At 72.1% G+C, this 18609-nt stretch carries 20 protein-coding genes; 15 read left to right on the top strand and 5 right to left on the bottom strand.

The window, feature by feature from the left end:
* Positions 1 to 212: 212 nt before the first annotated feature.
* Genes AC24HA_RS12255 through AC24HA_RS12220 form a run of 8 tightly spaced genes read left to right on the top strand, consistent with a single transcriptional unit; the run spans position 213 to position 6454 of the window.
* Positions 213 to 1364 (top strand): ABC transporter substrate-binding protein, encoded by a 1152-nt coding sequence (locus AC24HA_RS12255; protein ID WP_425708649.1) that lies wholly within the window; start codon positions 213 to 215, stop codon positions 1362 to 1364.
* Positions 1361 to 2233, top strand: coding sequence for an ABC transporter permease (locus tag AC24HA_RS12250; RefSeq protein ID WP_425708648.1), 873 nt, complete (start codon positions 1361 to 1363; stop codon positions 2231 to 2233). Before AC24HA_RS12255 ends, AC24HA_RS12250 begins: the two co-directional genes overlap by 4 nt.
* A complete protein-coding gene (locus tag AC24HA_RS12245; RefSeq protein WP_425708647.1) occupies positions 2230 to 3084 on the top strand; it encodes an ABC transporter permease in 855 nt (284 codons plus the stop codon). The genes AC24HA_RS12250 and AC24HA_RS12245 overlap by 4 nt, the downstream gene beginning before the upstream one ends.
* A complete protein-coding gene (locus AC24HA_RS12240) occupies positions 3081 to 3851 on the top strand; it encodes an ABC transporter ATP-binding protein (RefSeq protein WP_425708646.1) in 771 nt (256 codons plus the stop codon). The genes AC24HA_RS12245 and AC24HA_RS12240 overlap by 4 nt, the downstream gene beginning before the upstream one ends.
* The gene (locus AC24HA_RS12235; RefSeq protein WP_425708645.1) at positions 3848 to 4189 is read left to right on the top strand and encodes a hypothetical protein; all 342 of its coding nucleotides are present in this window, start codon (positions 3848 to 3850) and stop codon (positions 4187 to 4189) included. Before AC24HA_RS12240 ends, AC24HA_RS12235 begins: the two co-directional genes overlap by 4 nt.
* Positions 4186 to 4857, top strand: a complete 672-nt coding sequence (locus tag AC24HA_RS12230; RefSeq protein WP_425708644.1) for a bifunctional 4-hydroxy-2-oxoglutarate aldolase/2-dehydro-3-deoxy-phosphogluconate aldolase — start codon at positions 4186 to 4188, stop codon at positions 4855 to 4857. The genes AC24HA_RS12235 and AC24HA_RS12230 overlap by 4 nt, the downstream gene beginning before the upstream one ends.
* A complete protein-coding gene (locus AC24HA_RS12225) occupies positions 4854 to 5510 on the top strand; it encodes an RraA family protein (protein WP_425708643.1) in 657 nt (218 codons plus the stop codon). The genes AC24HA_RS12230 and AC24HA_RS12225 overlap by 4 nt, the downstream gene beginning before the upstream one ends.
* A gap of 2 nt (positions 5511 to 5512) precedes the next feature.
* The gene (locus AC24HA_RS12220) at positions 5513 to 6454 is read left to right on the top strand and encodes a sugar kinase (protein ID WP_425708642.1); all 942 of its coding nucleotides are present in this window, start codon (positions 5513 to 5515) and stop codon (positions 6452 to 6454) included.
* Positions 6455 to 6505: 51 nt separating this feature from the next.
* Here the strand turns inward: AC24HA_RS12220 and AC24HA_RS12215 are convergent, their stop codons facing one another.
* The 4 genes from AC24HA_RS12215 to AC24HA_RS12200 form a co-directional block, all read right to left on the bottom strand.
* Positions 6506 to 7456: a LysR family transcriptional regulator gene (locus AC24HA_RS12215; RefSeq protein ID WP_425708641.1), complete on the bottom strand. Its 951-nt coding sequence runs from the start codon at positions 7454 to 7456 to the stop codon at positions 6506 to 6508.
* A 109-nt stretch (positions 7457 to 7565) separates the two neighbouring features.
* The gene (locus tag AC24HA_RS12210) at positions 7566 to 8552 is read right to left on the bottom strand and encodes a quinone oxidoreductase family protein (RefSeq protein WP_425708640.1); all 987 of its coding nucleotides are present in this window, start codon (positions 8550 to 8552) and stop codon (positions 7566 to 7568) included.
* A 14-nt stretch (positions 8553 to 8566) separates the two neighbouring features.
* Positions 8567 to 8737 (bottom strand): hypothetical protein, encoded by a 171-nt coding sequence (locus AC24HA_RS12205; protein ID WP_463648609.1) that lies wholly within the window; start codon positions 8735 to 8737, stop codon positions 8567 to 8569.
* The gene (locus AC24HA_RS12200) at positions 8737 to 9759 is read right to left on the bottom strand and encodes a hypothetical protein (RefSeq protein WP_425708639.1); all 1023 of its coding nucleotides are present in this window, start codon (positions 9757 to 9759) and stop codon (positions 8737 to 8739) included. Before AC24HA_RS12200 ends, AC24HA_RS12205 begins: the two co-directional genes overlap by 1 nt.
* Positions 9760 to 10122: 363 nt before the next feature.
* Here AC24HA_RS12200 and argC point away from each other — a divergent pair, with 363 nt between their 5' ends.
* From argC to AC24HA_RS12170, 6 genes are all read left to right on the top strand, one after another.
* A complete protein-coding gene (argC, locus tag AC24HA_RS12195; protein ID WP_425708638.1) occupies positions 10123 to 11187 on the top strand; it encodes an N-acetyl-gamma-glutamyl-phosphate reductase in 1065 nt (354 codons plus the stop codon).
* A gap of 11 nt (positions 11188 to 11198) precedes the next feature.
* Positions 11199 to 12404: a bifunctional glutamate N-acetyltransferase/amino-acid acetyltransferase ArgJ gene (gene argJ, locus AC24HA_RS12190; protein ID WP_425708795.1), complete on the top strand. Its 1206-nt coding sequence runs from the start codon at positions 11199 to 11201 to the stop codon at positions 12402 to 12404.
* Positions 12401 to 13435, top strand: a complete 1035-nt coding sequence (gene argB, locus AC24HA_RS12185; protein WP_425708637.1) for an acetylglutamate kinase — start codon at positions 12401 to 12403, stop codon at positions 13433 to 13435. Before argJ ends, argB begins: the two co-directional genes overlap by 4 nt.
* A 227-nt stretch (positions 13436 to 13662) precedes the next feature.
* Positions 13663 to 14976, top strand: a complete 1314-nt coding sequence (locus tag AC24HA_RS12180) for an acetylornithine transaminase (protein ID WP_487563634.1) — start codon at positions 13663 to 13665, stop codon at positions 14974 to 14976.
* Entirely contained in the window at positions 14973 to 15527 is a 555-nt protein-coding gene (argR, locus tag AC24HA_RS12175; protein WP_425708636.1) for an arginine repressor, read from the top strand. The genes AC24HA_RS12180 and argR overlap by 4 nt, the downstream gene beginning before the upstream one ends.
* Positions 15524 to 16816 (top strand): argininosuccinate synthase, encoded by a 1293-nt coding sequence (locus AC24HA_RS12170; RefSeq protein WP_425708635.1) that lies wholly within the window; start codon positions 15524 to 15526, stop codon positions 16814 to 16816. The genes argR and AC24HA_RS12170 overlap by 4 nt, the downstream gene beginning before the upstream one ends.
* A 142-nt stretch (positions 16817 to 16958) precedes the next feature.
* On the opposite strand, the gene AC24HA_RS12165 is transcribed toward AC24HA_RS12170, so the two are convergent.
* Positions 16959 to 17594 carry a GNAT family N-acetyltransferase gene (locus AC24HA_RS12165; protein ID WP_425708634.1) on the bottom strand — a complete coding sequence of 212 codons (636 nt, stop codon included), beginning with the start codon at positions 17592 to 17594 and terminating at the stop codon, positions 16959 to 16961.
* 333 nt (positions 17595 to 17927) lie between these two features.
* Here AC24HA_RS12165 and AC24HA_RS12160 point away from each other — a divergent pair, with 333 nt between their 5' ends.
* On the top strand, positions 17928 to 18557 hold the full coding sequence (locus tag AC24HA_RS12160) for a TetR/AcrR family transcriptional regulator C-terminal domain-containing protein (RefSeq protein ID WP_425708793.1): 630 nt from the start codon (positions 17928 to 17930) through the stop codon (positions 18555 to 18557).
* Positions 18558 to 18609: the final 52 nt, after the last annotated feature.

Below are 18609 nucleotides of genomic sequence, written 5' to 3'. Positions count from 1 at the left end.
CCGCCGGGCAACCTGAGGCCGCGGTCCCAGCACAGCGCATCCGTGCCCGTATCCGCACCGCGGATCGAACTGATCCGAGAAGTGATGTTCCTCCTGCGACGGCCCTCGCCTAGCGTCGAGGCACAGGTTGAACCGAGCCGGCGGGGCCGCCTCCCGGCGGACGGGGACCCGGCACGGTGCCTGGCTCACAACGATGTGAAAGGTGATGCACCATGACCCGAACCATGCGCCGCGGACCACTGGGCGCGTCCCTCCTCGTAGCCGGCGGACTCGTTCTGGCGGCCTGCGGAGGCTCGCCGTCGCCCGCCGACTCGGACGGTGACGGCGACGAGAGTGACACCGGGGACGGAGCCGGGACCGCCGCGGAGGTGGCGGCGGGCTGGGTGAGTGCGATCGACCAGGTCGGGCTGCCCGCGGCACTCGACCAGGGCTTCTTCGAGGACGCCGGCCTCGACGTCACGGTGGCCGATCCCTTCGCGAGCGGCGTCGACATGCTCAACGCGCTCGAGACGGACCAGATCCAGTTCGCCCAGGTCGGCGCCCCGTTCATCGGCGCCCACCTGTCCGGCGCCGACTACGTCATCGTCGGCAACTACACCGGTAGCGCTTCGACCACCGGGATCGACGAGACGATGGCCGTCGTCGCCCGTGACGGATCGGGCATCACCGAGGACGTGACGAGCTACCAGGACAAGCGGATCGGCGTCACGGTCGGTTCGATCAACCACCTCTACCTCCTGGCAGCTCTCGAGGATGCCGGCATGACGGCCGACGACATCGAGATCGTCAACACGGCGGCGCCCGACATGGCCGTCGCGCTGCAGACCGAGGGCGTCGACGCCGTCGTCATCTGGGACCCCTGGCCCTTCGTCATCGAGGGCCAGGTCGAGGGCGCCACCGTCGTGCAGCGCGGAGGCGGGCACATCGCATTCATCGGCTACATCGTGGCGAAGCGAGACTTCGTCGAGGAGAACCCTGAGCTGGTCGAGGAGTTCCTCACGGCGCGCGCGGAGTCCGACCAATGGATGCGGGAGAACCCTGCCGACGCCGCCGAGCTGTCGTCGCGCTGGCTGTCCTCGCTCGACCCCGAGGTGGCGGAGCAGGCGATGGAGTTCAACATCCGTCAGCTCGATCCGCGCCTGTCGGCGTGCAACTACGCCGCCCTCGACACCGCGCAGGCCACGCTGGCCGGGCTCGAGGCGACGGAAGACACGTTCGACGTCAACGACGTGTTCGTCCCCGAGCACATGCTCGCGGTGGCCGAGGCCCACCCGGACCTGTTCGAGGACCTGGACGACATCCCCGAGTCCGCCGTCATCGGCGACGGCTTCACGTACGACCCGGACGGGGACCAGTGCGTGTGAGCGCGGCGGAGCACGACGCGGAGCGGCCGACCACGGCCGGGCCCTCCGCGCGCCCGGCCCGGCTCGCACAGCTTCGGCCGCCGGGTAGGAGCACCTCGCGCACCCGGGACCTCGCGTGGTTCGTCAGCCCCTTCCTGCTGCTGCTGCTCGTGTGGATCGTCGTCGTCCCGGCGGCCGACGTGTCCCCGCGCGTCTTCCCGTCGGCGCCCGCGGTGTGGGCCGCCCTGACCTCCATGATCGCCGACGGCACCCTGTGGAACCACCTCGGGTCCAGCCTGTTCCGCGTGTTCGCCGGGGCCGGTGCGGCCATCGCCGTCGGAGTTCCGTTCGGCATCCTCATGGGAACCTCGAAGGCTGTGTCCGGGTTCTTCACGCCGCTGCTGCGCTTCTCGGTGGCGCTCGCGGGCATCGCGTGGATCCCGCTGGCGACCCTCTGGTTCGGGTACGGCAACAACGCCGTGATCTTCGTGGTGTTCAACGCGGTCCTCTTCGGCGTCGTCTATAACGCCATGCTGGGTACCCGACAGATCAGCACGAACCTGCTGCGGGCGGGGCGCAGCCTGGGGGCGGGCCGGTGGCAGATGTTCTGGCAGGTCCATCTCCCCGGCGCGGCGCCGAGCATCGCCACCGGTGTCCGGGTCGGCATGGGCTTCGCCTGGCGCGGACTGATCGCCGCCGAGATGATCGCCACCAGTGCCGGACTCGGGTACAGCCTGTTCCTGGCCCGGCAGTACTACCACACGGACGTCATCATCCTCATGATGATCATCATCGGGGTGCTCTGGCTCTTGATGGACCGACTGCTCCTGGCCCCGGTCGAGCGACGCACGGTCGAGCGCTGGGGCGCGACGCGGGCGGTGGGCGTATGACCACCAGCACCGTCGACGCGCCGGCCGGCAGCACCGGGCGGCCCGGACGCTCGGGCCGCCCCAGCCGCTGGGCGTACGTCCTCAGGGTCCCCGGGATACGGGTGTGGGGGCCGTTCGCAGTCGTCGTCGCGGGGTGGGAGCTCCTCGCGCGTCTGGAGGTCTTTCCGACCGCCTTCTTCGTCGGTCCTGGCGTCGTCCTCGAGAGGTCGGTCGTCTCGATCCAGCGCGGCATCCTGCCGTCCTACATCGGTGACTCGCTCGAACGCCTGGCGATCGGCGCCCTGTGGGGCCTCGTCATCGGGATCCTGCTCGGCTTCCTCATCGGTCTCAACCGCATCGTGCGCCGCTTCACCTGGCCGCTCCTGCTGTTCTTCCAGGCGATCGGTGACATCGCATGGCTGCCGATCCTCATCATCTGGTTCGGTTTCTCGTTGACGTCGGTGACCATCGTCATCGTCTACACGGTGGTGTTCCCTCTCATCATCTCGATCGTCGCCGCCATCGATCGCGTGCCCGTCAACCTTCTCCGTGCCGGTGGCAGCCTCGGTGCGAGCCGCTGGCAACGCATCGTGCACGTCGTCCTGCCCGCAGCTCTTCCCGGCGTCTCGTCGGGGGTCCGAACAGGGCTCGGCTACGGATGGCGCGCCCTCATCGCCGCCGAGATCATCATCGGCACCTCCGGCGTGGGATTCATGATGTTCGACGGTCGCCGCGGTGGCGACGTCACTCTCGTGTTCGTCGGGATGATCGTTCTCGGCGTCCTCTGGTACATGACCGATGCCCTGCTGCTCGCGCCCTTCGAGAGGGCGACCGTCGAGCGCTGGGGCCTGGTGGAAGGGATCGGCCGATGAGCCTCCTGTCCGTGTCCCATCTTGCGCAGTCCTACGTGGACCCGTACTCCGGCGACGTCACGCAGGCGATCGGGGACGTGAGCCTGGAGATCGCCGAGGGCGAGTTCGTCGCGCTGCTCGGTCCCAGCGGCTGCGGCAAGACGACGGTGCTCAACATCGTGGCCGGCTTCATCGAGCCCACCTCCGGCGACGTCCTCGTCTCCGGGTCGACGGTGGCCGGCCCGGGACCCGATCGTGGCGTGGTGTTCCAGGACTTCGCTCTGTTCCCGTGGCTCACCGTGGAGGCCAACATCGCCTTCGGCCTCAAGATGCAGGGAGTCGGCAAGGCCGAACGTCGCCGACGGGCCGTCGAGATGCTCGACCTCGTCGGGCTGGGCGGCTTCGGCGCGAAGTACCCGCACGAGCTCTCCGGCGGCATGCGCCAGCGAGCCGGCGTCGCGCGCGTGCTGGTGACCGACCCGACCATGATGCTGATGGACGAGCCGTTCGCGAGCATCGACGCCCAGACACGGCGGGTCCTCCAGCAGGAGGTCTTGCGGATCTGGTCGAGCGAGAAGCCCACCGTCCTCTTCGTCACCCACGACGTCGAGGAGGCGATCTTCATGTCCGACCGGGTGATCGTGCTCTCGGGCAGGCCGTCCACGGTGGCGGCCGACATCACGGTGCCGCTCGAGCGGCCGCGGTCCTGGCGGGACGTGCAGGCCGACCCTCGATTCCTCGAGCTGCGCGACGAGCTGCTGGGGATGTTGGGGGTGGAGGCGGCATGACGCTGACGTGCCGGCTCCTGCGCACCCGGCCGGTACGCACGATCCTCGTCGTCCTCGCGCTCGTCCTCGCCTGGCAGCTGTACCTCGCGATCGCGGCTCCCGGGAAGATCGATGACGAGCTGGCCGCGCAGGTCGACGAGGGCGAGCCCGTCAGGGTCGGTGTCGTCCTCGACTTCCCGCCGGAGCGCTTTCACACGCTGTACCTGCAGGACTACGGCCGCATCCTCAGGGTCGAGGGCAACGAGATCCAGCTGCGCAGCGTCCGTCCGGAGAGCGTGGCCATGCTCGCCCGGGTCTACTGGGTCGAGAGCCTCGTCCCGCTCGAGGAGTCGTCATGAGTCCGATGCCCACCCGAGGTACCGAGGACGTGCTCGCGCAGATCGAGTCCCACCGGATGGTCATGGTGGTGCGCGGAGAGAGCGTCGACGGCGCCCGCTCCGCCATCGAGGCCGCGGTCGACGGGGGTGTCCGCGTCGTCGAGGTGACGTACACGGTGCCCGGTGCCGGCGCGCTCATCGCGGAGCTCGTGGGAGACGGCGGGGATCTCGTCGTCGGTGCGGGCACCGTCCGGACGCTCGAGCAGGCGCGCGAGGCCATCGACGCCGGCGCGCGGTTCCTCGTCAGCCCGGGCCTCGACCTGGCGGTCCTGAGCCACGCCGTCGCCCGGGACGTCCTGATGATCCCGGGGATCCTCAGCGCGACCGAGGCGCTCACCGCGATCGACCACGGAGCGGCCGCGGTCAAGCTCTTCCCCGCATCGGTCATGGGACCCGCGTACCTGCGGGCGCTGCGCGGACCGGTGCCAGGACTGAAGGTCATGCCCAGCGGCGGCATCGACTCCACCAACGCCGGCGAGTGGCTGCGGGCAGGGGCCACGGCGGTCGGAGTCGGCGGCGCGCTCAGCCCCGGAGGACCCATCGACGCACGTATCGCACAGAGCATCACCGACGAGGCGCGACGGACGCTCCTCGCACTGAGTTCACCAGGAGAAGGAAGTTCACGATGACCAGCACCTACAGCCCCCAGACCATCGAGGCGTTCCGGGCCATCACCACGGCGTCCGTCTCCGACGCGCTGCAGGGTCTCGGCGTGCACGGCCACGTCTCGAGCGAGATTCGCCTGCAGGTGGGGGACAAGCTCGTCGGCCCCGCCTCGACGGTCAAGGAGGGCCCCACCGACGAGGCGGTGCCGCCTCAGCACGCCCTGGACGCCCTCGATGTCGCCGAGGCGGGGTCGGTGATGGTCATCGATCTCGGCGGCGAGCTGGATGTGGCCGCGTGGGGCGGACTGATGACTGCGGGTGCGGTGGCCCGCGACGTCGGGGGCGTCGTCCTCGACACCTGCGTGCGCGACCTGACCGAGATCGAGCGGGACTTTCCTGGCTTCACGGTGTTCGCCCGGGGAACCTCTCCGGCGACGACGGTCGGGAGGTTCCGCACACTCTCCGCCGGTGAACCGGTCGAGATCGCAGGCGTCACGGTCCGGCAGGGCGACCTGATCGTCGCCGACCGGGACGGCGTGGTAGTGGTCCCGGCCGAGCTCGTCGACGATACGCTCGCCGCCGCCCAGGAGATCGAGGAGCGCGAGAAGGAGCAGACAAAGCTCATCCTGGAGTCCGGCTCGCTGCTCACCGGCCTCGCGAAGTACCAGCGGATCTGACGATGTCCGACACCGTCTCCTTCGGCGAGCCGATGGTGGAGTTCAACTCCGAGTCCGTCGGCGGTCCGCGCTCCGGAAGCCTGTTCAGCACCGGCTACGGCGGGGACAGCTCCAACTTCGCCGTCGCCGCCAGCCGGCTCGGCGCCCGGTCGAGCTACCTGACCAAGGTCGGCTCGGACGTCTTCGGCGCACTCCTGCAGCAGATGTGGCACGAGGAGGGCGTCGACGCCTCGAACGTCATCGTCGACGACGAACGACCTACCGGCCTGTACTTCATCATGCGCTACGGGGCGACGAGCGAGTTCGTCTACCGACGTGCCGGTTCCGCAGCCTCGGCCCTGACCCCGTCGGACATCCCTGACGGCTGGATCGAGCAGGCGAAGGTCCTGCATGTCACCGGCATCACCCAGGCGATCAGCGGGTCGGCATCCGACACGGTGTTCGCGGCGATCGACCGGGCGCGTGCGGCGAAGGTGCAGATCGCCTACGACCCGAACATCCGTCCGACGCTCTGGCCCCTGCACACGGCGCGCGCCGTGGCGAGGTACACGGTCGGCATGGTCGACGTCGTGCTGCCCAACCTCGAGGAGGGTCGGCTGCTCACGGGGTACGAGGACCCGAGGGCGATCACCCAGGAGCTGCTCGAGCTCGGCGTGCCCATGGTGGTCCTGAAGATGGGCGGCTCCGGTGCGATCGTCGCGTCACCCGACGAGTACGTCGCCGTCCCTTCGCTTCCGGTACGTGCCGTGGATGCAACCGGCGCGGGTGACACGTTCGATGCCGCGTTCGCCGTGTCGATGGTCGAGGGACGGCCGGCCACGGAGGGTGCGCACTTCGCCGCGGCCGCGGCCTCCGAGGTCGTCCAGCGCCTCGGGGCCGTCACGCCGATCCCGACTCGGCGTCGGGCGGACGAGCTGTACGAGAGCCTCGTCGCCTCGGCGTGATCTCGTGGAGCGGGTGCCCGGTCGTCCACGGACGACCGGGCACCTGCGTGGTCAGGCGCGACGTTGGTAGAGCTGGACCACATCAGGCACAGGGAACTGGGCGATGAGATCGACGAGCGCCCTGGTCGCCGGCTGCTGCGGGTGCGCAGAGTCCCAGAAGACACACACCTGCCGTCGGGTAGCGGCGTCCCTCAGAGGCACGACGGTGACACCCTGCGGCCGGCCGAGCGAGGCGGCGAGCAGGTTGGTCAGGCCGACGCCGAGCCCCGCAGCCGCGAGACCGACGAGGGTGAGCGGGTCGTTGGTGCGCTGCACGATGCGCGGACTGAGTGCAGCGGCGAGAAGGGCGCGGTCGACCTCGTTGTTCCCGATCGCGTCCGTGTCGCTGCCGTAGGTGACGATGGGGTGCTCTGCGAGCTCGGACAGGGGGATGTAGTCGCGGTCGGCGAGACTGTGCCCGTCAGGCACGATCGCGACCAGGGGCTCCTCCCACAGGACATGGTGCTGCAGAGTCGGTTCGGTGGTCGCCGGCAGGAGCGGGCGGATCGCGATGTCGGCCTCGCCCTCCCGCAGCGCGGTGGTGAGCTGCGAGGTGGGCGTCTCGACGAGCTCGACGGAGATCCCCGGGTACAGCTCGGTGAACGTGCTGAGCAGCGCCGGTCCGAACGCTGCGCTCACGCTGGGGTACCAGCCGAGACGCACGCGGCCCTTGAGTACGCCGATGACCGCCTGCACGCTCGACGTGCCGGCCTCGAGGTCCCGGACCACGCGCCGTGCGTGCTCGAGGAAGGCCATTCCCGCCTCGGTGAGCCGCACAGGGCGGGCCTTGCGGTCGAAGAGCTGGGCGCCGAGGTGCTTCTCGAGCTCACCGACATGCGTGCTGATGCGCGGCTGGCTTCGGTAGGTGTGCTCGGCGGCCACGGCAAACCCGCCGAAGTCGACCACCGCAAGAAAGCTGGACAGCCACTCCAGGCGATAGTTGTCGATCGATCCGGTGTCCATGTCCCACCTCGGAGTAGGAGCTGCATTCCCGCCGTCGGGTGACGCAGAGGTAGGGACCGAGTCTAGGTGAGCGGGCGAACGGGCAGGTCAGTGTCCCTACGACGGCGGGTCAGGCGACGTCGAGCAGGATCTTCCCCGTCGTCGTGCCGGACTCGATCGCACGGTGGGCGTCGGCAGCCTGGGCGAGCGGGAACCGGTGGCCGATACGAACGTCGAGGTCACCGCGAGAGGCGGGCTCGGCCACGCTCTGCCAGCGCCACCGGCGCTCCTCGCGGTCCGAGGTGTAGTGACCGATGCTCGGCCTCGTGACGAACACCGATCCCGCGGAGTTGAGCCGCTGCAGATCGAACGGGGGGACCGGCCCCGACGCTGCCCCGAACAGCACGAGCGTGCCGCGCGTGCGCAGCGACGCCAGCGAGGCGTCGAAGGTGTCCTTACCGACGCCGTCGAGCGAGATGTCCACGCCGCGCCCGTCGGTCAGCTCCCGCACGAGGGCCGGCAGCTCGGCGCTGAGGTCGTCGAGCTCGCGGTACCGGATCGCCTCGGCGGCGCCGGCGGCTCGCGCGAGCTCCTCCTTCTCCGGAGCACCGACGAGCGCGAGGACGCGTGCACCGCGGGCGCTCGCGAGCTGGGTGACGAGCAGGCCCACGCCGCCCGCGGCCGCCGTCAGCAGGACGGTCGAGCCGTCGGTGACGTGGGAGGCGCCGTCGACCAGGTAGTGCGCGGTCATGCCCTGGAGGGGGAGCGCGGCGGCGACGTCGAGGGAGAGCCCGTCGGGGACCGGGAGCGCCACCGCGGCCGGAACGATCGCCTTCTCCGCGTAGGCGCCCGGGCCCGCGGCGTAGGCCACCGGGTCTCCCGCTGACCAGCCGGTGACGTTCGCGCCCACCGCCGCCACGGTGCCGGCGCCCTCGGTCCCCGGCGTGTGCGGGAGGTCGATCGGGTACTGCCCGCTGCGCCGGTAGGTGTCGATGAAGTTGACGCCCGCGTGCGCGACGTCGACGAGCAGGTCGTCCGGACCGGGGACCGGGTCGGGGACCTCGGTCAGCTGGAGCACGTCGGGGGAGCCGGTGTCGGTCTGGACGATGGCGCGCATGTGGCCATGGTGCCTCACGGTGCGACGTGGGCGGTGCTGCCGAGGGGGCCGAGGCGTTGCCGACGGCGCGGCGGGCGCCGCTGGTGCTGGTGCCCGTGCCGGTGCCCGGACCAGAGCTGGTGCAGGTGCCGGTGCAGGTCCAGGTGCCGGTGCCCGGGCAGGAGCCGGTGCCGGTGTCCCTCCATCAGACCACCAGTTCGCGCACCGGACGTCGTGCGTGCAGCGGCGACCTCAGGAGGTGCAGCTCGAGAGCCCGGACGACGTGGAGCTCGCTGCTCGCCTCCCGCGCGGTGAACCGCACGACGACGTCGCCCGTCGCCTCGATCGCTCGCTCACGTTCCCGCTCCTCGACGATCGTCTGCGCATTCGCCTCGGGGTCACCGGCGCCGTACTTGATGAGCCCGTCGAACTCGATGTGCAGCCACCGGATGCGGCCGCCGGGGGGGACCTCGAGGGGGATCGACAGGTCCGTGCGGTACGTGCCGCGCCGAGTTGGCACCACCTGCTGCACGACGACGTCCCGCCGCCCCCAGCACAGCACCACCCAGCGCAGGTGGCTCTCCCACGCCGACTCCGACCACGGCGTGGACCAGGCGATGACGGCACGTGCGCGCGCCCGCCCTCGACTCCTGCCCGGCAGTCGCTCGATCCGCCCCGTGAGCTCATGGCGCACGGTCGCGGCCGAACGCTCGGTCCGCACCCGCTCCTTGAACGTGGCCCTCGACAGCACGGCCACCACGTGATCGACGACGACGAGCGCGTCCCGCGGGTGCAGGAACCGCGCGCAGTCGACCGCGACCCGCTCGAGCCGTACCACCCGCACCCCCGCGGCGACCACGACGTCCTCCTCCGGCAGGTCGAGGAGGTGGCGGTGGTGATCGGTGGCGCTCCGTGAGCTCGTCCTGGTCCCGATGATGAGGTGCGGCTTCTCGACGACCGTCCATGTGCGCAGCCCGTGCACGCGTGCCGCCGACGTCAGACCCAGCGCGTGCTCCGCCGACACGTCACGACTGATCGCCGCGCACAGTGCGAGGTGCAGGCTGATCTCTCGCTGCCACCGATCAAGACCCGGCGGCACGACGGCGAAGCTCCCGCGCCTCAGCCTGACGATCTCGTCCCCGTCGCGGAGCGAGGCGCGGACGGCCTCCAGCATGCTCGACGGCGCGACCGTGAGCCTGATGGGCTTCTTGACCGACGACGGCTCCATGCCGCGACGGTGCCGCAACGGCGGGGCACGGCGCCGCCGGGCTGCGGCCGGCTGTGGACGGCAGCGTCCGGCGGCCGGTGTGGGGATCCCGCGGTGCAGCCGATCCGCTGATCGCGGGTGCGGGCTGTTCTGCTGTCGCCCTGATCGACGAGATCAGAGGAAAGGTCGCGAGTGCACGGGTTGTATCCCCTGATCTCGAGCACTTCCTCTGATCTCGTCGAGTGAGGCGGGGTAAGGCCGGGCGCACGGAGGCCCGGGAAGCTGTGGGGGCCATGGCGCGCGGACGCCCGGGGGCGCAGAGGCCCGACGCACCGGCCAGCCCACCCCCGCGCATGGATATACAGCCGCATGTATGATGATGCGGTGTCCTTCTCCATCGCCGTCGCCGGTGCCTCCGGGTACGCCGGTGGCGAGGTCCTCCGCCTCGCCCTCGCGCACCCCGACCTGACCATCGGCGCCCTCACCGCCAACAGCTCCGCGGGCGACCAGCTGTACCGCCACCAGCCGCACCTCCTCCCGCTCGCGGACCGCATCCTCGAGCCCACGGACCCCGAGCGGCTGGCGGAGCACGACGTCGTCGTCCTCGCCCTCCCGCACGGCGCCTCCGGCGAGGTCACCGCCGCGCTGGAGGATCTCGGCTACGACGGCGTGGTGCTCGACGCCGGCGCCGACCACCGCCTCACCGACCCCACCGCGTGGGACGACTTCTACGGCACGCCGCACGCGGGCGCCTGGCCCTACGGGCTGCCCGAGCTCCTCCACGCCGACGAGACCGCGCCCGCGATCCAGCGCACCGCGCTCACCACCTCGCGCCGCATCGCGGTCCCGGGCTGCAACGTCACGGCCGTCACGCTCGCGCTCCAGCCCGGCGTCGCGGCCGACGTCGTCGACTCCTCCGACGTCGTCGCGGTGCTCGCCGTCGGCTACTCCGGGGCCGGCAGGTCGCTCAAGCCGCACCTCACGGCCGCCGAGGCCGCCGGCAACCTCCAGCCCTACGGCATGGCTGGCACGCACCGCCACGTGCCGGAGATCGAGCAGAACCTCGCCGTCGCCGGGGCGGCCACGCCGAAGGTCTCCTTCACGCCGGTCCTCGCCCCGCTCTCGCGCGGCATCCTCGCCACCGTCACCGCGCCGCTCGCGGAGGGCGCCACGGCCGGGGACGTCGCCGCCGCCTGGCACGCCGCCTACGACGACGAGCCGTTCGTCCGCCTCCTGCCCGAGGGCACGTGGCCCACCGCGAACCAGGTCGCGGGCTCCAACCTCGCGACCGTGCAGGTCGCGGTCGACCACCGCGCCGGCCGCATCGTGGCGCTGTGCGCGATCGACAACCTCGTCAAGGGCACCGCCGGCGGCGCCCTGCAGTCCCTCAACCTCGCCCTCGGCCTGCCGGAGACCGCGGGCCTGCCGACGACGGGAGTCGCCCCGTGAGCAGCACCGGCATGACCGCCCCCGGCGGTTCCTCCGCCCCCGACGGCGCACCCGCCGGCATCACCGCCCCCGCCGGGTTCCGGGCCGCCGGCGTCACCGCGGGGCTCAAGGCGTCCGGCACCCCCGACGTCGCGCTCGTCGTCAACGACGGTCCCGAGCGCGTCGCCGCCGCCGTCTTCACGACGAACCGCATCGAGGCCGCCCCCGTCACCTGGTCGCGCCAGGTGGCGAGCGACGGCCGGGCCGACGCCGTCGTGCTCAACTCCGGGGGCGCCAACGCGTGCACCGGTCGGGAGGGCTTCGCCGACACCCACCGCACGGCCGAGCACGTGGCGGCCACGCTGAACGTCTCCGCCGGCGACGTCCTCGTCTGCTCCACCGGGCTCATCGGTGAGCGGCTCGACATGCCCGCCCTGCTCGGCGGCATCGACACCGCCGCCGAGACGCTCGCGACCACCGGCGGCGACGACGCGGCGCACGCGATCATGACCACCGACACCGTGGCCAAGCAGGTGCACGTCGAGGCCGCCGGCTGGTCGGTCGGGGGCATGGCCAAGGGCGCCGGCATGCTCGCGCCGGGCCTGGCCACGATGCTCGTCGTCCTCACCACGGACGCCGCGGTCGACTCCGCCACCGCCGACCGCGCCCTGCGCGCCGCCACGCGGACCACGTTCGACCGGGTCGACTCCGACGGGTGCATGTCGACCAACGACACCGTCGTCCTGCTCGCGTCCGGCGCCTCCGGCGTCACCCCGGGGGAGGACGAGCTGACCGAGGCCCTCACCGCGGCGAGCGCGGATCTCGCGCGCAAGCTGATCGCGGACGCCGAGGGCGCGGCCCACGACATCGCCGTCACCGTCACCGGCGCGACCGACGAGGACGCGGCACTCGCCGTCGCCCGCGCGATCACCCGCTCCAACCTGTTCAAGGCCGCGGTGTTCGGCAACGACCCCAACTGGGGTCGCATCCTCGCGGCGGCCGGCACCGTTCCCGCCGACGTCGCCCCGTTCGACCCCACCACGATCGACGTCTCGGTCAACGGGGTCATGGTCTGCCGCGACGCCGGCGTCGGCGAGCCGCGCGAGCTGGTCGACCTCGCCGCCGACCGGGAGGTCGCGGTCCTCGTCGACCTCAAGGCCGGCGACGCCGCCGTGACGGTGTGGACCAACGACCTCACGCACGACTACGTCCACGAGAACAGCGCGTACTCGACATGAGCGACCCGACGACGACGAACCCCGCGACGACGAACCCCGCGGCGACCGCCACCGCTCCTGCCGCCGCGGCCGGCGTGGACCCCGACTTCCACTTCGACACCGAGCGCGACCTCTTCCCGCACCAGAAGGCGGAGGTCCTCGTCCAGGCGTTGCCGTGGCTGCAGCGCTTCGCCGGCGCCACCGTGGTCGTCAAGTACGGCGGCAACGCCATGGTCGACGAGGAGCTCAAGCGCGCATTCGCCTCCGACATCCTCTTCCTCCACCAGGTGGGCCTGCGGCCGGTGGTCGTGCACGGCGGAGGCCCGCAGATCTCGTCGATGCTGGGCCGCCTCGGCATCGACTCGGAGTTCCGCGGCGGGCTGCGCTACACCTCCGGCGAGGCGATGGACGTCGTGCGCATGGTGCTCACCGGACAGGTCCAGCGCGAGCTCGTCACGCTGCTCAACCACGACGTCGCGCACGCCGTCGGCCTGTCGGGGGAGGACGGGAGGCTGCTGCTGGCGCGCCGCCGCCGGGCCGTGGTCGACGGCGAGAGCGTCGACGTCGGGCACGTGGGTGACGTCGTCACCGTCAACCCCGACGCGATCACCGACCTCCTCGACGCCGGACGCATCCCCGTGGTCTCCACGATCGCCGTCGACGTCGAGGACGCCGGTCAGGTCCTCAACGTCAACGCCGACACCGCCGCGGCCGCCGTGGCCTCGGCCGTGGGTGCCCGCAAGCTCGTGGTGCTCACCGACGTCGAGGGGCTGTTCGCCGACTGGCCGGACCGCTCCTCCCTCCTGTCGCAGGTCACCGCCAGCCGGCTCGCCGCGCTCCTGCCGAGCCTGCAGGCCGGGATGGTGCCGAAGATGGAGGCCTGCCTGCGGGCGGTCCGCGCGGGCGTGCCCCAGGCGCACGTCATCGACGGCCGCAAGCCGCACTCGATGCTGCTCGAGATCTTCACCGACCAGGGCGTGGGGACCCTCGTCCTGCCCGACGACGCCCCCACCGCCGACGCCGCGACCGAGACCAGGGGAGAGCCCGCATGACGACGACGCCGCACCCCGGTGATCACCCCCGCCCCACGAGTGAGGGGACTTTTATCCCCGCTGACTCGTCCGATCCGACGAGTGAGCGGACTTCCGCCTCTGCCGACTCCCCCGACTCGACGAGTGAGGGGACTTTCGCCTCGGCCGGGTCGCCCGGCGCCGCCACCGACGCCCCCGCCGCGTCGGCCGAGCCGCGCACCTGGCAGGACCGCTACACGGGCGCCGTGATGAACACGTTCGGCGTCCCGCGCCTGGAGCTGGTCTCCGGGTCGGGCACGCACGTCACCGACTCCGAGGGGCGCACCTACCTCGACCTGCTCGGCGGCATCGCCGTGCTCTCGCTCGGTCACGGCCACCCGGCCCTCGTCGGCGCGGTCGCCGACCAGGTCGCCCGTCTCGGGCACGTCTCGAACTTCTTCACCACCGAGCCGCAGGTGCGCCTCGCCGAGCGGCTCCTGGGGATCGCGGTGCCCGGCGGCGCCCCCGAGGGCTCGCGCGTGTTCCTATCCAACTCGGGGACCGAGGCCAACGAGGCAGCCGTGAAGATCGTCCGCCGCCACGGGTCGGCGCGCTTCGGCCCCGGCCGCCCGGGCCGGATCCTCGCCCTGGAGCATGCCTTCCACGGCCGCACCCTCGGCGCGCTGGCGCTCACCCACAAGGCCGCCTACCGCGAGCCGTTCGCTCCGCTCGGCCCCGACGTCACCTTCGTCGCCCCCGGGGACATCGACGCGGTGCGCCGCGAGCTCGCCGTCGGCGACGTCGCCGGGCTGTTCCTCGAGCCCGTCCAGGGCGAGGCCGGCGTCACGCCGCTGCCCGACGGGTTCCTCGCGGCGGCCGGACAGGCCGCCCGGGAGGCGAGAGCGCTCGTCGTGATCGACGAGATCCAGACCGGCATCGGCCGGACCGGCACCTGGCTCGGCCACCACCGGCCCGAGCTCGGCGGCGGGTTCGTGCCCGACGTCGTCACCCTCGCCAAGGGCCTGGGCGGCGGCATGCCGATCGGCGCCACGATCGCGCTCGGCGAGCACGCCGCCGCGCAGCTCGGTCCCGGCGCCCACGGCACGACGTTCGGCGGGAACCCCGTGGCGGCCGCGGCGGCGCTCGCGGTCCTCGACGTCGTCGGGGCGCCCGGCTTCCTTCAGAGCGTGGACCGGACCGGTTCCGCGCTGCGCGCCGCCGTGGAGGCCGTCGGGTCCCCGCTCGTGACCGGGACCCGCGGCGCGGGCCTGCACATCGGCGTCCAGCTGAGCGGCGAGCACTCGGCCGCGATCAGCTCCGCCGCCCAGGACGCGGGCCTCATCGTCAACCCCGTCACCCCGGACGCGATCCGGCTCGCTCCGGCGCTCGTCCTGTCCGACGACGACGTGGCCGAGGCCGCCGAGAAGCTCGCCCTGGCTCTCGGCCGCGTCGAGCGCGCCCTCGCCACGAGTGAGCGCGGTTCTGCCCCGCCGCCCGTGACGAGTGAGCGCGATTCTGCCCCCGGCGGCAACGACGCCGACGCCGACACCGACACGACCGGCGTCGAGGAGATCCCGCGATGAGCGCCCCGACCACCAGGGCCGCGCGGCACTCGCTCGTCGAGGAGCTGATCTCCACGGCCGAGATCCACTCGCAGTCCGAGCTCCAGGGCCTCCTCGCGGAGCGGGGCGTGACCGTTACACAGACCACGGTGTCCCGGGATCTCGACGAGCTGCGCGCCGTCAAGGTCCGCGGCTCCGACGGCTCGCAGGTCTACGCGCTGCCCGCCCTCGTGGCGCCCGCGCCGATCACCGACGCCGCCCAGGTTCACGCGCGCCTCGAACGGTGGTGCGTCGAGGTCCTCGTCAGCGCCGACCACGCACAGAACCTCGCCGTCCTGCGCACCCCGCCGGGCGCCGCCCAGCTGCTGGCCTCCGCCGTCGACCAGTCCCGGTTCCCGGGTGTGCTCGGCTGCGTGGCCGGCGACGACACGGTCCTCGTCATCACGCGCGACGACCCCACCGCCGCCGGGCTCGTCGCCCGGCTCCTCGAGCTGGCCCGCCGCGGCGGGCCCCGTTCCACCTCCCACGCGGAGTCGACCAGGCCCGATGAGGCCGAAAGGAAGGACGCATGACCACCGAGACCTCCCCGACCACCCCCGCTCCCTCGGGCGGGGCCGGCACCGGCACCACCGGCGGGGCCAAGGATCGCGTCGTCCTCGCCTACTCCGGCGGGCTCGACACCTCCGTCGCCATCGGCTGGATCGGCGAGCAGACGGGCGCGGAAGTCATCGCGGTCGCCGTCGACGTCGGGCAGGGCGGTGAGGACCTCGAGGTCATCCGCCAGCGCGCGCTCGACTGCGGCGCCGTCGACGCCTACGTGGCCGACGCCAAGGACGAGTTCGCCGCCGAGTACTGCATGCCGGCGCTCCAGGCCCAGGGCCTCTACCAGGACGCCTACCCGCTCGTGTCCGCGATCTCGCGCCCGGTCATCGTCAAGCACCTCGTGCGCGCGGCGAAGCGGTTCGGCGCCACGACCGTCGCCCACGGCTGCACCGGCAAGGGCAACGACCAGGTCCGCTTCGAGGTGGGCATCACCTCGCTCGCGCCGGAGCTCAAGTGCATCGCGCCGGTCCGTGACCTCGCGCTGACCCGCGACGTCGCCATCGAGTACGCCGAGAAGCACGACCTGCCCATCGAGACGACGAAGAACAACCCGTTCTCCATCGACCAGAACGTGTGGGGTCGCGCCATCGAGACCGGCTTCCTCGAGGACATCTGGAACGCCCCGACGAAGGACATCTTCAGCTACACCGACGACCCCACCTACCCGCCGCTGCCGGACGAGGTCATCATCCGGTTCGAGCAGGGGATCCCGGTCGAGATCGACGGCGTGGCCGTCACCCCGCTGCAGGCCATCCAGGAGATGAACCGCCGGGCGGGCGCGCAGGGGATCGGTCGGATCGACGTCGTCGAGGACCGGCTCGTGGGCATCAAGTCGCGCGAGGTGTACGAGGCGCCCGGCGCCATGGCGCTGCTCGCCGCGCACAAGGAGCTCGAGAACGTGACCGTCGAGCGGGAGCTCGCGCGCTACAAGCGGCGGGTCTCGGAGCGCTGGGCCGAGCTCGTGTACGACGGCCAGTGGTTCTCGCCGCTGAAGAAGGCCCTCGACGTGTTCGTGGCGGAGACGCAGCGCTACGTCTCCGGCGAGATCCGCATGACGATGCACGGCGGCCGCGCGACGGTCACCGGGCGCCGCTCGGACTCCTCGCTGTACGACTTCAACCTGGCGACCTACGACGCCGGGGACACGTTCGACCAGTCGAGCTCGGTCGGCTTCATCGACATCTACGGCCTCACCTCGAAGCTGTCGGCGGCGCGCGACGAGAAGTTCGGCAATGGGGTGGACTTCTTCACCGACTGATGCGGGGCGGAGGGGGACTCTGCAGCTCCTCACTCCGCCTCAACTCACGTCACCTCGACGAGAGCGGGGGTCGTGCTCGAGATCGCGGGTGATATCCAGCGATCTCGCGCACGACCCCCGCTCTCGTGAACCTGTGCGCTGTTCAGGCGTCGCGCCACATCGGTTGCAGGGTGGGGCCGCCGTCCGGGAGCCGGATGGATGCGCCGAGGGACACGAACCCGTGGCGTGCGTAGAGGCGGAGGCTGCCCGGCGTCGATGCCTCCAGGTAGACCGGCAGCCCCAGCTCGGCCGCGTGCTTCAGACCGGCGGCGACCATGGCGGACCCGGACCCGCGACCGCGCTGGTCAGGCAGCGCCGCCATGGCGGAGAGGTGCAGGTGGGCGACGTCCGGTTGCCGGGTGCCGGTCGCCTCGAGGAGCGCGGCCAGGCGCGCGCCTGTCGGTCCGTCGTCGTCGCTCGTCTCCGTGTTCGGACCTGCCTGCTCGTCCCTCGCCGACGGCGGATCCGCGTCGTCGTACTGGTGGCGGGGCTGCCAGAACGACGCGGCCGTCAGCCTGCCGCCCGGTGCCTGCGCGACGACGACCAGGCGTGCCCGGACCGCGTCCGCCACGGAGGCGCTGAACGTCTGCTCCAGATAGGCCCGGCGGGCGGTGGGCTCGGGGATGAGCCAGGTGATGACGGCCTCGTCGGCGAATGCGTCCAGGGCCAGGTCGACGGTGCGGTCGAGGTCCGCGGCCGTGGCGCGACGGGCGGTGGGACGGCGGGCGATGGCGGGCATGGGGCGGCTCCCGGGTCGGCGTCTGGGACGATCACCGTCCCTCGACGTCGGCAGGTCCTCCAGTAGTTTCGTCACACTGAATCTGTGACGAAAGGGTGGCGCGGCGTGCGGTGCGCGGAGTGCGGGGAGCAGATCGACGAGGCCGCGCGCACGGGGCGGCCGCGGCGCTACTGCTCACGTTCCTGCCAGGCGCGCGCGTACCGGCGCCGTCGTGATCGCGGACGCCTCGACGCAGCCGCCGGGGGTTCGACCGCCGGTGGCGCGCCCGTCGGGGGTGCGCCGAGCAGTTCCGGATCCGCCGACGGTCCTGCTTCCAGGGACGAGTGGGTGACGATGCTCGACACCGCGGTCGCCATCGCCGACTCCGACGGTACCGAGGGGGTGACCCTGCGTGCCGTGGCGGCGCGTGCCCGGGTGCCGCTTCTCCGCGTGCAGCGCGAGGTCGGCAGTCGCGACCGGCTCGTGGCGGCCATGGTGCAGCGCGTGCTCGCCGCCCGGACGATGGGCGAGGCGCAGGATCCGGTGCCTGGATCGGTCCTGCGACGCCTGGGCCTGGACGAGTGGACGGCGTACCGCCGCCACCCCTGGCTGGTCCCGGTGCTCGCGAGCACGCGTCCGCCGCTCGTGCCTGCCGTCCTGGCGGCCGCGCGCTCGGCGGTCGAGGCCTTCCGGTCGCTCGGCCTCGGTGCCGAGGTGTCGCGGGACCGGTACGTCTCGTTCAGCGCCTATATCCAGGGCATGGGCCTGCTGCTCGTCGCGGAGCAGCAGGAGACGCGGCGGTCGTTCGCGAGCCTCGAGGGCTGGTGGGACGGTGAGGTCCGGCGCCTGGACCGCACCGGAGTCGCGCGTCGTCATCCATGGCTCACGGAGCTCAGCGACGCACCGGCCAGAGCGCTGGACCTGGACGCCGCGTTCCGGGACGGTCTCGACCGCGTGGTTCGAGGCCTGACGGCGCTCGACTGAGTGTGCGGTCCATGCAGGCGCCCGACGGTCGCCGGACCCGTGACCTGCCGGC

The sequence above is a fragment of the Georgenia sp. Z1491 genome (assembly GCF_057652395.1).
The sequence above is the reverse complement of the archived record's forward strand: the minus strand, read 5'-3'. Positions and strand labels throughout refer to the sequence as shown.